General features: G+C 55.9%; 9 protein-coding genes. 5 read left to right on the forward strand and 4 right to left on the reverse strand.

The genetic code is table 11. From position 1 onward, the window contains the following. Positions 1-75 precede the first annotated feature (75 nt). Positions 76-1443 carry a serine endoprotease DegQ gene (gene degQ / locus FU672_RS11240; RefSeq protein WP_148243309.1) on the reverse strand — a complete coding sequence of 456 codons (1368 nt, stop codon included), beginning with the start codon at positions 1441-1443 and terminating at the stop codon, positions 76-78. Positions 1444-1614: 171 nt separating this feature from the next. Continuing rightward, the gene (zapG, locus tag FU672_RS11245; RefSeq protein WP_008502832.1) at positions 1615-2013 is read right to left on the reverse strand and encodes a Z-ring associated protein ZapG; all 399 of its coding nucleotides are present in this window, start codon (positions 2011-2013) and stop codon (positions 1615-1617) included. Positions 2014-2202: 189 nt separating this feature from the next. On the opposite strand from zapG, the gene zapE reads away from it, so the two are divergent. From zapE to sspB, 5 genes are all read left to right on the forward strand, one after another. Beyond that, the gene (zapE, locus tag FU672_RS11250) at positions 2203-3327 is read left to right on the forward strand and encodes a cell division protein ZapE (protein ID WP_148243310.1); all 1125 of its coding nucleotides are present in this window, start codon (positions 2203-2205) and stop codon (positions 3325-3327) included. A 289-nt stretch (positions 3328-3616) separates the two neighbouring features. Beyond that, the gene (gene rplM, locus FU672_RS11255; RefSeq protein WP_006178824.1) at positions 3617-4045 is read left to right on the forward strand and encodes a 50S ribosomal protein L13; all 429 of its coding nucleotides are present in this window, start codon (positions 3617-3619) and stop codon (positions 4043-4045) included. 15 nt (positions 4046-4060) lie between these two features. Then, entirely contained in the window at positions 4061-4453 is a 393-nt protein-coding gene (gene rpsI / locus FU672_RS11260) for a 30S ribosomal protein S9 (RefSeq protein ID WP_003860436.1), read from the forward strand. 308 nt (positions 4454-4761) lie between these two features. Further along, a complete protein-coding gene (gene sspA, locus FU672_RS11270) occupies positions 4762-5400 on the forward strand; it encodes a stringent starvation protein SspA (RefSeq protein ID WP_148243312.1) in 639 nt (212 codons plus the stop codon). A gap of 5 nt (positions 5401-5405) precedes the next feature. Beyond that, positions 5406-5903, forward strand: a complete 498-nt coding sequence (gene sspB / locus FU672_RS11275) for a ClpXP protease specificity-enhancing factor (protein WP_045355426.1) — start codon at positions 5406-5408, stop codon at positions 5901-5903. Positions 5904-5932: 29 nt separating this feature from the next. Here the strand turns inward: sspB and FU672_RS11280 are convergent, their stop codons facing one another. Then, positions 5933-7351 carry a glutamate synthase small subunit gene (locus FU672_RS11280; RefSeq protein WP_148243313.1) on the reverse strand — a complete coding sequence of 473 codons (1419 nt, stop codon included), beginning with the start codon at positions 7349-7351 and terminating at the stop codon, positions 5933-5935. A gap of 9 nt (positions 7352-7360) precedes the next feature. After that, complete coding sequence (gltB, locus tag FU672_RS11285) at positions 7361-11821, reverse strand: glutamate synthase large subunit (protein ID WP_148243314.1); 4461 nt, start codon at positions 11819-11821, stop codon at positions 7361-7363. Positions 11822-12141: the final 320 nt, after the last annotated feature.

Here is a 12141-nt window from a genome sequence, read left to right on the forward strand (position 1 = left end):
AAAAAGGAACGATTTGCAGCATAACATGAGTTATCCGGACATCACACGCAGCGGTGATGTCCGGGTCGCAAATGCTTAGCGCAACAGAATATAGATAGACTCATTGCCACGCATGACCTGCAGGGCAATAACCGCCGGTTTACTTTCCAGCACCTTGCGCAGTTCGGCAATGGACTGCACGCGATTGCGGTTGACACCGATGATCACGTCATCCTGATGCAATCCGGCCTGTGCAGCAGGGCTGCTCTTCTCGACGGTGTCGATACTAATGCCTTTCGTACCGTCTTTCAGCTGCCCATCGCTCAACGTAGCCCCTTGCAGCGCCGGGGCGATAAGCTCCGCACTGGCCGAGGAAGAGGTGCTCTTATCCAGCGTCACTTCAACGTCCAGCGGCTTACCGTCACGTATCAGGCCCAGCTTCACTTTGGCGCCTGGTTCCGTTGTGGCAATCCGCGAACGCAGTTCTGCAAAGCTGCTCAGCGGTTTGTCGTTCAGGCTGACAATCACATCACCCGATTTCACGCCCGCTTTTGCCGAGCCGGAGTTTGGCAGCACTTCACTGACAAACGCCCCGCGCTGTACGTTGATGTTGAACGCTTTTGCGATATCCGCGCTCATCTCCATACCTTTAATACCCAGCAGCCCGCGTTTGATTTCACCGAACTGGATCAGCTGCTGCGCCAGAGTTTTGGCCATATTGCTGGGGATAGCAAAACCGATCCCGATGCTGCCGCCGCCCGGGGCCAGAATAGCCGTGTTAATCCCAATCAGCTCGCCGTTAAGGTTGAGCAATGCCCCGCCGGAGTTCCCGCGGTTGATTGAGGCATCGGTCTGGATAAAGTTTTCCAGCCCTTCCAGATTAAGGCCGCTGCGTCCCAGCGCGGAGACGATCCCGGAGGTGGCGGTTTGTCCTAAGCCAAAAGGGTTGCCCACGGCGACGGCAAAGTCGCCGACGCGCAGTTTGTCGGAGTCCGCAATGGCAATCTGGGTCAGGTTACTTGGGTTTTGTACCTGCAACAGCGCGATGTCGCTCTGGTCATCGCCGCCAATCAGTTTGGCATCAAATTCACGTCCATCGTTCAGCTGGACGCTGATTTTATCGGCCTGGCTGATGACATGATTGTTGGTCAGAATATAGCCTTTTACCGCATCAATAATGACGCCAGAACCCAGGCCTTCAAAAGGCTGAGCCTGCTGGTCGGGAGACTCATCGCCAAAATATTTTTTCAGTTCTTCAGGGACGCGTTGGCTTTGTACTGCTGTGCCCTCAACCTGAACGCTGACGACCGCAGGCAAAACTTTTTCCAGCATGGGGGCGAGGCTTGGAATGGCCGCCTGGCCAGGCACCTGGGTGGGAATGGCGGCGAATACAGGGACGGACGCCGAGAGAGATAACCCGACACTTAACGCGATAGCGCTCAACAGCTGGTTTTTTTTCTTCATCGATGTTGACTCTCGTAACCTGGAATAAAGGAAAAACGGCCCCAAAAACACGTTGATGTTATTGAATTTTAAACCGCTGAACAATGAGGTGTTTAACTAAATGATAGCTGGGGTCATCAAGAAAGGACGGGCGCAACCGCTGCGCCCGTAAAATAAATTCAGGTTGTGCGATTAATCGCGTTTTACACCGCCGCGCAGCAGGCCGGACGCGCCATCGGAATAGTCGCGAGGCATCTGAACAGGCGCCTGATCGTTACCGGCTTCAGAATCTGCCAGACGGTTACGGAATGGGTTGGTTTCAGCGGTCATTTCCGGCAGCAGGCTGCTTGAGCTTTTTGCCATATGTTGATACAGCTGACGATAGTCGGTCGCCATGTTGTCCAGCAGCTCAGCGCTACGGGCAAAATGGCTGACCAGCTCTTCACGATACTCTTCCAGCTCGGCCTTGTTCTTTTCCAGTTCGTACTGCAGTGACTGCTGCTGACGCAATTTGCGATTACCGAAACGCATGGCCACAGCACCGATGACGATGCCGACGACTAAACCGATTAGCGCATATTCCCAGGTCATGAACTTCTCCCGTTGTCTTGTTGTTCCGTAGGGTGTTGGCTCGGCTCCTGCCTGTGCCTGATAATGCCACTATAACCGCTATTTCTGCAGAAGTGGAATCCTGACGTATCATCGCGTAGTGTAGAACGGCCTTTTTTTCATCAGTCACGTCTGCTGGTGAGCGTTAATTGAAGGAATAACAATAAGATTATGCAAAACCTGTCCCCTGCATCGCGATATCAACTGGCCCTTAACGAGGGCACTCATCAGCCTGATGACGTTCAACGTGAGGCGGTAAACCGTCTGGAGATGATTTATCAGGAGCTCACGGCAAAACCCGCTGAAGTCGAACAGAATGGTAGGCTAAAGGCGGCATTTGGGCGATTGCTCGGTAAAAAAGCGCCGCAGGCTCACGCGCCGGTGCGCGGTTTATATATGTGGGGCGGGGTCGGTCGCGGAAAAACCTGGTTGATGGACCTGTTTTATCTGAGCCTGCCTGGCGCACGTAAACAGCGTCTGCACTTCCATCGTTTTATGCTGCGGGTGCATGAAGAGCTGATCGCACTGCAGGGAAAAAGCGATCCGCTGGAGATTGTGGCCGACAGGTTCAAGGCGGAAACGGACGTGCTCTGCTTCGATGAGTTTTTTGTGTCTGACATCACCGATGCGATGCTGTTAGGCGGCCTGATGAAAGCGCTATTTGCCCGCGGGATCACGCTGGTGGCCACGTCGAATATTCCGCCTGATGAGCTGTACCGCAACGGTCTGCAGCGGGCACGCTTCCTGCCCGCCATCGATGCCCTCAAGCAGCACTGTGACATCATGAACGTTGATGCCGGTGTCGATTATCGTCTGCGCACGCTGACCCAGGCGCACCTGTGGCTTTCGCCGCTAAATGCCGATACCACCCGCGAGATGGGTAAACTTTGGTTGGCGCTGGCGGGGGCAAAACGCGAGCACGCCCCGGAACTCGAGATTAACCATCGCCCGCTGCCTACCCTTGGCGTCGAAAACCAAACGCTGGCGGTCTCCTTTACGACGCTCTGCGTGGATGCCCGAAGCCAGCACGACTACATTGCGCTTTCGCGCCTGTTCCATACCGTGATGGTGCTGGATGTACCGGTGATGACGCGGCTGATGGAGAGCGAAGCGCGGCGCTTCATTGCGCTGGTGGACGAGTTTTATGAGCGCCACGTCAAGCTGGTGGTCAGCGCCGAGGTACCTTTATATGAGATTTACCAGGGCGAGCGGCTGAAGTTTGAGTTCCAGCGCTGCCTGTCGCGCCTGCAAGAGATGCAAAGCGAGGAATACCTGAAGCTGGAGCATATGCCATAAATCCCCCCTCTCCCCGTGGGAGAGGGGTTGGGGGTGAGGGCACCAGACCGCACAATACCCACCCCCGAAAAACCCATTCCAAATCGCATTTAAGGGTCGATCTTTGACCTCAACTTCTCTATAATCTTGCGACCCCACGTTACGAGAAGGTTTTTTTCCCAAAACTTTCTATGTGTCGGCATGTGCTATTCGAAGGGGTAGGTTTGCCGGACTTTGTCGTGTGAGCCTCAACTGACTAAACGTTTGGGTGTTCACCAACGTGTAACTTATTTATTTGGGTAAGCTTTTAATGAAAACTTTTACAGCTAAACCAGAAACCGTACAGCGTGACTGGTATGTTGTTGACGCGACCGGTAAAACTCTGGGCCGTCTGGCTACTGAACTGGCTCGTCGCCTGCGCGGTAAGCATAAAGCGGAATACACTCCGCACGTTGATACCGGTGATTACATCATCGTTCTGAACGCTGATAAAGTTGCTGTAACCGGCAACAAGCGTACTGACAAAGTGTACTATCACCACACCGGCCACATCGGTGGTATCAAAGAAGCGACCTTTGAAGAGATGATTGCTCGCCGTCCTGAGCGTGTGATTGAAATCGCGGTTAAAGGCATGCTGCCAAAAGGCCCGCTGGGTCGTGCTATGTTCCGTAAACTGAAAGTTTACGCAGGCAACGAGCACAACCACGCGGCACAGCAACCGCAAGTTCTTGACATCTAATCGGGATTATAGGCAATGGCTGAAAATCAATACTACGGCACTGGTCGCCGCAAAAGTTCCGCAGCTCGCGTTTTCATCAAACCGGGCAGTGGTAAAATCGTAATCAACCAGCGTTCTCTGGAACAATACTTCGGTCGCGAAACTGCCCGCATGGTAGTTCGCCAGCCGCTGGAACTGGTTGATATGGTAGAAAAACTGGATCTGTACATCACCGTTAAAGGTGGTGGTATCTCCGGTCAGGCAGGTGCGATCCGTCACGGTATCACCCGCGCTCTGATGGAGTACGACGAATCCCTGCGTTCTGAACTGCGTAAAGCTGGCTTCGTTACTCGTGACGCGCGTCAGGTTGAACGTAAGAAAGTGGGTCTGCGTAAAGCACGTCGTCGTCCACAGTTCTCCAAACGTTAATCCATTCTGCTTACGCAGAACGATTGGCGAAAAACCCGCTTCGGCGGGTTTTTTTATGGATAATGTGCAGGTTATCCACAATCTCCATGCATATATCTTCTCTTTTTCCACATTTCCAGAATCCCCTCACCACAAAGCCATCAAAATCTGGTAAACTATCATCCAATTTTCTGCCCAAATATCGGTGAATACTCGATTTTTGTTCATTTCTTGAACAATGTGTTTTCTCTGGGATGGGCGATACAACATCTGGCTGGCCCCTGTTGGGCTGGTAGCAGTAAAAATTCTGAATATACCTGGAGGTTTTCATGGCTGTCGCTGCCAACAAACGTTCGGTAATGACGCTGTTTTCTGGTCCTACTGACATTTATAGCCATCAGGTTCGTATCGTGCTGGCCGAGAAGGGTGTCAGTTTTGAGATCGAGCATGTGGAAAAGGATAACCCGCCTCAGGATCTGATCGATCTCAACCCGAGCCAGAGCGTGCCAACGCTGGTGGATCGCGAGCTGACCCTGTGGGAATCCCGTATCATTATGGAATATCTGGATGAGCGTTTCCCGCATCCGCCACTGATGCCTGTTTACCCTGTCGCGCGTGGTGAAAGCCGCCTGTACATGCAGCGTATCGAGAAAGACTGGTACTCGCTGATGAACGTTATCGTTAGCGGTACGTCGTCTGAAGCGGATGCTGCACGTAAGCAACTGCGTGAAGAGTTGCTGGCAATCGCCCCTGTGTTTGGTCAGAAGCCGTTCTTCCTGAGCGATGAGTTCAGCCTGGTGGATTGCTACCTGGCACCGCTGCTGTGGCGTCTGCCAACCCTGGGCGTAGAGTTCAGTGGTCCTGGCGCGAAAGAGCTGAAGGGCTATATGACTCGCGTATTTGAACGCGACTCTTTCCTGGCATCTTTAACTGAACCGGAACGTGAAATGCGTCTCGGCCGAGGCTAATGACTGTGGAAATGTCACAACTTACCCCACGCCGTCCGTATCTGCTGCGCGCCTTCTATGAATGGCTGCTGGATAACCAGCTCACGCCGCACCTGGTTGTGGATGTGACGTTGCCGGGCGTGCTGGTTCCAATGGAATACGCGCGTGACGGACAGATCGTACTGAACATTGCACCGCGTGCGGTGGGTAACCTGGAGCTGGCAAACGACGAAGTGCGCTTCAACGCGCGTTTCGGCGGCGTGCCGCGTCAGGTTTCCGTGCCGCTGGCAGCTGTGCTGGCTATCTACGCGCGTGAAAACGGTGCGGGTACCATGTTCGAGCCGGAAGCGGCGTATGATGAAGAGGTTGCCAGCCTGAATGATGACAACGCATCCGATGAGCGCGAAAGCGACACGGTGATGTCACTTATTGATGGCGATAAACCCGATCATCACGACGACAATGACCCTGATGACGATCCGCCTCCGCGCGGTGGTCGTCCGGCTCTTCGCGTCGTGAAATAAAAAAACAGGCCCAATCGGGCCTGTTTTTTTTACACTTCCAGGTAGTTCAGTATACCGTCAGCCGCCTTGCGACCTTCGGCAATCGCCGTCACCACCAGGTCAGAACCGCGAACGATATCGCCGCCGGCGAAGATTTTCGGGTTGCTGGTCTGGAACGCATTATCGCTACCTTCCGGCGCGATTACGCGGCCCTGCGAATCCAGCTCGACGCTGTGCTTCGCCAGCCACTCCATGCTGTGAGGACGGAAACCGAACGCCATCACCACGGCATCGGCCGGGATGACGTGTTCAGAGCCCGCCACGATCTCCGCACGACGACGGCCTTTCGCATCCGGTGCGCCCATCTCAGTGCGCGCCATCTTCACGCCGCTCACTTTACCGTTGGCATTCACTTCAATACCCAGAGGCTGGATGTTGAACTGGAACTCCACGCCCTCTTCACGCGCGTTTTTCACTTCGCGTTTAGAGCCCGGCATGTTCTCTTCGTCACGACGATAAGCACAGATGACATGTGCTGCGTTCTGACGAATAGACGTACGCACGCAGTCCATCGCGGTATCACCGCCGCCCAGCACCACTACGCGTTTGCCTTCCATGCTGACGAAAGGCTCTTCGGCGGTTTCGCCGTAACCCATAATCTGCTTGGTGTTGGCAATCAGGAACGGCAGCGCGTCAAACACGCCCGGCGCATCTTCGTTCTCCAGACCGCCGCGCATGGACTGATAGGTGCCCACGCCGAGGAACACGGCGTCGTAATCCTTCAGCAGGTCGTCGAGCTGCACGTCGCGTCCCACTTCCACATTCAGTTTGAACTCAATGCCCATGCCGGTGAAGATTTCACGGCGACGGGTCATGACCTCTTTTTCCAGCTTGAAGGCCGGGATACCGAAGGTCAGCAGACCGCCGATTTCCGGATGACGGTCAAAAACCACCGCCTTCACGCCGTTGCGGGTCAGCACGTCAGCACAGGCCAGGCCCGCCGGGCCCGCGCCGATGATTGCCACTCGCTTGTCGGTTTGACGCACGCCGGTCATGTCAGGACGCCAGCCCATCTCGAACGCTTTATCGTTGATATAGCGCTCAATGTTACCGATGGTCACCGCACCGAACTCGTCGTTCAGCGTACAGGAACCTTCGCACAGACGGTCCTGAGGACACACGCGGCCGCACACTTCCGGCAGGGTATTGGTCTGGTGAGACAGCTCGGCGGCTTCAAAAATACGTCCTTCGTTGGCGAGCTTCAGCCAGTTCGGGATGTAGTTATGGACCGGACATTTCCATTCGCAGTAAGGGTTACCGCAGGACAGGCAGCGGTCTGCCTGCGCTTTGGCCTGGCCTTCTGAAAACGGCTCGTAGATTTCAACAAATTCAATTTTACGGATCTTCAGCGGTTTCTTTGGCGGATCAACACGCTGCAGGTCGATAAACTGGTATACGTTCTGGCTCATCTGAATTCCTTACTGCGCCTGCACGCGCAGCTCTGCTGCGCTACGACTACGGTGACCCAACAGGGCTTTAACATCGCTGGACTTCGGCTTAACCAGCGCGAATTTCGCAGAGAACGCCGGCCAGTTCGCCAGGATCTCTTCGCCGCGCGAAGAACCGGTATGCTGCACGTGTTCGGTAATCAAACCGCGCAGGTGTTCTTCATGGATAGCCAGCGTATCAACGTCCAGCACTTCCACCAGCTCCGGGTTCACGCGTTTGCGGAACTCACCGTCTTCATCCAGGACGTACGCAAAACCGCCCGTCATGCCTGCGCCAAAGTTCACGCCGGTTTTACCCATTACGCAAACAATCCCGCCCGTCATGTATTCACAACCGTTATCGCCAATGCCTTCCACCACGGTGATGGCACCGGAGTTACGCACCGCAAAACGCTCGCCCGCACGGCCTGCTGCAAACAGACGACCGCCGGTCGCGCCGTACAGACAGGTGTTACCGATGATGCTCGCTTCGTGGCTACGGAAAGCAGAGCCGACCGGAGGACGCACCGCCAGCAGACCGCCCGCCATGCCTTTGCCGACGTAGTCGTTGGCATCGCCGGTCAGGTACAGCTCAACGCCGCCTGCGTTCCAGACGCCGAAGCTCTGACCTGCGGTACCGCTGAAGTGCGCGGTAATCGGATCCGCTGCCAGCCCCTGGTCACCGTGCGTTTGCGCGATATAACCCGAGAGGGAGGCGCCCACCGAGCGGTCGGTGTTGCGGATATCAAACCAGAACGTTTTGCTCTGCTTCTCGTCCACGTACGGCTTCGCCTGCTGCAACAGCTGCGCGTTCAGCACGCCGTTATCGAACGGTGGGTTGTTCTCGGTGCAGTAGACCGCTTTGCCAGGGTGCGGCTGCGCGGTTTCCAGCAGCTTAGACAGCTCAAGCTTCTGCTGCTTAGCCGTGAAGCCTTCCAGCTCTTTCAGCAGGTCGGTACGGCCAATCAGGTCCACCAGGCGTTTAACGCCCAGCTGCGCCATCAGCTCGCGGGTTTCGCGGGCGATGAAGTCAAAGTAGTTGGTCACTTTGAACGGCAGACCGTGATAGTGGTTCTTACGCAGCTTCTCGTCCTGAGTCGCAACACCGGTTGCGCAGTTGTTCAGGTGACAAATACGCAGGTATTTACAGCCGAGCGCAACCATTGGGCCGGTGCCGAAGCCGAAGCTTTCTGCACCCAGAATTGCCGCTTTAATGATGTCGAGGCCAGTTTTCAGGCCACCGTCCACCTGCAGACGGATCTTGTGACGCAGGCCGTTAGCCACCAGCGCCTGCTGGGTTTCCACCAGGCCAAGCTCCCACGGGCAACCCGCATATTTCACAGAAGAAAGCGGGCTTGCACCGGTACCACCGTCGTAACCGGCGATGGTGATGAGATCCGCATAGGCTTTCGCCACACCGGTGGCGATGGTGCCGACACCCGGTTCGGAAACCAGCTTCACGGAGATCATCGCCTTCGGGTTGACCTGCTTCAGGTCGAAAATAAGCTGCGCCAGATCCTCGATAGAGTAAATATCGTGGTGTGGCGGCGGGGAGATCAGCGTCACGCCCGGCACGGAATAGCGCAGTTTGGCAATGTACGGCGTGACTTTATCACCCGGCAGCTGACCGCCTTCACCCGGTTTAGCACCCTGAGCGACTTTAATCTGAATCACGTCGGCGTTGACCAGGTACGCAGGCGTCACGCCAAAGCGGCCGGAGGCTACCTGCTTGATACGTGACACTTTGTTGGTGCCGTAACGCGCCGGATCTTCACCGCCTTCGCCGGAGTTGGAGTTGCCGCCGATGCTGTTCATGGCTTCCGCCAGCGCTTCGTGGGCTTCCGGGCTCAGCGCGCCGATAGACATCGCTGCGGTGTCGAAGCGTTTGAACAGTTCAGTGGCAGGCTCCACCTCGTCGATGCTCACGGCCTCGTCACCCGGGTTCAGGGCGATAAGATCGCGCAGCGTCGCCGCCGGGCGGTTGTTCACCAGCTCAGCGTACTGCTGGTAATCACTGTATTCACCGCTCTGAACCGCCTGCTGCAGCGTGCGCACCACGTCCGGGTTGTAGGCGTGGTATTCACCGCCGTGAACGTATTTCAGCAGACCGCCCTGATCCAGCGGCTTACGTGCCAGCCAGGCGCGTTTGGACAGGTTCACCAGATCCTGCTGGAAGTCAGCAAAGCCGGCCCCGCCGATGCGGCTGACCACGCCCTGGAAGCAGAGATTGGCGACTTCGTCATGCAGGCCGACCGCTTCAAACAGCTTCGAACAGCGGTAGGAAGCAATGGTTGAGATGCCCATTTTGGACATGATCTTGTACAGACCTTTGTTGATGCCGTTACGGTAGTTCAGCATCACTGCGCGGTAATCTTTGTCGATCGCACGGGTGTCGACCAGACGGGCCAGCGTTTCGTAGGCCAGGTACGGGTAGATCGCCGTCGCGCCAAAACCTAACAGCACGGCAAAGTGGTGCGGGTCGCGGGCGCTGGCGGTTTCAACAATGATGTTGGCGTCGCAGCGCAGGCTCTTATCCACCAGACGCGTCTGGATAGCGCCTACCGCCATAGGGGCAGGTACCGGCAGACGGTTTTTCGCGATATTACGGTCGGACAGCACCAGCAGAACGGTACCGTTACGTACCATCTGTTCGGCTTTGTCACACAGCGCATTCACCGTCTCTTCGAGGCTCGCTTCGGTCACGTCGAAGGTAATATCGAGCGTGTCGGCGCGGTAGTGCTCCTCTTTCATGGTGGTGAGCTGTTTGAAATCGGAGTACAGCAGGATCGGCGATTTAAAGGTCAGACGGTGCGCCTGGCCTTCGGCCTCGCAGAAGACGTTCATCTCGCGACCAATGCTGGTGGCCAGCGACATCACGTGTGCTTCACGCAGCGGGTCGATCGGCGGGTTGGTGACCTGCGCGAACTGCTGACGGAAGTAATCGTAAATGATGCGTGGCTGGCTGGAGAGCACGGCAAACGGGGTATCATCCCCCATGGAGCCGACCGCTTCCTGGCCGTTTTCACCCAGTACGCGAATAACAGAGTCCAGCTCTTCTGCGCTGTAGTTAAACTGTTTCTGGAAGCTCGCAAGCATATCGTCGCCCAGTTCGCGGCGACCCACTTCTTCATCCGATAAATCTTCGAACGGCACGAGGCGACGCACGTTCTTCTCCATCCACTCTTTGTACGGGTGGCGGCTTTTCAGATCGTGATCGGTTTCGGCAGAGTGCAGAATGCGCCCACCGCGGGTGTCGATAACCATCAGCTCGCCCGGACCGACGCGGCCCTTCTCGACCACTTCGTCAGGCTGGTAATCCCAGATACCGACTTCAGAGGCGCAGGTGATGAGCTTGTCTTTGGTGATGACGTAGCGTGCCGGACGCAGGCCGTTACGGTCCAGGTTACAGGCAGCAAAACGACCGTCGGACATGACGATACCCGCCGGGCCATCCCACGGCTCCATGTGCATGGAGTTAAAGTCGAAGAACGCGCGCAGTTCAGGGTCCATATCCGGGTTGTTCTGCCAGGCTGGCGGCACAAGCAGGCGCATGGCGCGCACGATGTCCATCCCGCCTGCCAGCAGCAGTTCCAGCATGTTATCCATTGAGCTGGAGTCAGAGCCGGTTTCGTTCACAAACGGCGCGGCATCATGCAGGTCAGGGATCAGTGGCGTCTGGAACTTATAGGTACGGGCGCGGGCCCACTGGCGGTTACCGGTGATGGTGTTGATCTCGCCGTTGTGCGCCAGGTAGCGGAACGGCTGAGCCAGCGGCCAGCGTGGAACGGTGTTGGTGGAGAAGCGCTGGTGGAACAGGCAAATGGCCGATTCCAGACGCAGGTCCGCCAGGTCCAGGTAGAAGCGCGGCAGGTCAGCCGGCATACACAGACCTTTATAGATGTTCACCAGGTTAGAGAGGCTACAAACGTAGAACTCTTTATCGTCCTGGAGACGTTTTTCAATGCGGCGGCGGGCGATAAACAGACGGCGTTCCATATCACGTGGACGCCAGCCCGCAGGCGCGTTGACGAAAATCTGTTCAATACGAGGCAGCGAGGAGAGGGCGATTTCACCGAGCACCCCTTCGTTGGTTGGCACATTGCGCCAGCCGACAATCGACAGGGTTTCACGCTGAAGTTCTTCTTCGACGATGCGGCGTGAGGCGGCAGCCTTTTCAGGATCCTGATTCAGGAACAGCATGCCGACAGCGTAGTTTTTGGCTAAACGCCAGCCGCGCTCTTCCGCCACGATGCGGAAGAAACGATCCGGTTTTTGCAGCAACAGGCCACAACCGTCGCCGGTTTTACCATCGGCAAGAATAGCGCCACGGTGCTGCATTCGGGCCAGTGCGTGAATAGCAGTACGCACTACCTTGTGGCTAGGTTCGCCTTCTATGTGGGCGATCAGGCCGAAACCACAGTTATCCTTCTCAAGGGATTTATCGTACAACATATCAGTGAACCTCCCCAGGCTCGTCGGGCTTCCCACTGAACTTTACCGTGGCGCACAGGCACAGAAAGAGCATGGCGACGGGGTTTGCGTTTCATACGCGGACCTCGCATTCGCCCTCTTTTTCATCCTTTCGCGCAGGTAAACAAGTTTGAGGACTTGCTTCAGAGGGAATCTCAATTACTGCATAAATATGATGAGCAGGCCGCTCATCCAGAAAGCTTCCAGCGGATTTCCAACTTATCGGGAATTGGTACACAGGTCAAATGGCAATCTTATTTATACAAAAATGTGCTAAATAGAGTTTATATTATTGTAATTAA

Origin of the sequence: Enterobacter asburiae, assembly GCF_008080435.1 — a bacterium.
Classification (GTDB): domain Bacteria; phylum Pseudomonadota; class Gammaproteobacteria; order Enterobacterales; family Enterobacteriaceae; genus Enterobacter; species Enterobacter asburiae_C.

Bases quoted from the DNA above. Each gene is read 5' to 3' on its own strand.
- sspA (WP_148243312.1), top strand. From the start codon at position 4,762: ATGGCTGTCGCTGCCAACAAACGTTCGGTAATGACGCTGTTTTCTGGT.
- degQ (WP_148243309.1), bottom strand. From the start codon at position 1,443: ATGAAGAAAAAAAACCAGCTGTTGAGCGCTATCGCGTTAAGTGTCGGG.
- zapG (WP_008502832.1), bottom strand. From the start codon at position 2,013: ATGACCTGGGAATATGCGCTAATCGGTTTAGTCGTCGGCATCGTCATC.
- rpsI (WP_003860436.1), top strand. From the start codon at position 4,061: ATGGCTGAAAATCAATACTACGGCACTGGTCGCCGCAAAAGTTCCGCA.
- zapE (WP_148243310.1), top strand. From the start codon at position 2,203: ATGCAAAACCTGTCCCCTGCATCGCGATATCAACTGGCCCTTAACGAG.
- FU672_RS11280 (WP_148243313.1), bottom strand. From the start codon at position 7,351: ATGAGCCAGAACGTATACCAGTTTATCGACCTGCAGCGTGTTGATCCG.
- rplM (WP_006178824.1), top strand. From the start codon at position 3,617: ATGAAAACTTTTACAGCTAAACCAGAAACCGTACAGCGTGACTGGTAT.
- gltB (WP_148243314.1), bottom strand. From the start codon at position 11,821: ATGTTGTACGATAAATCCCTTGAGAAGGATAACTGTGGTTTCGGCCTG.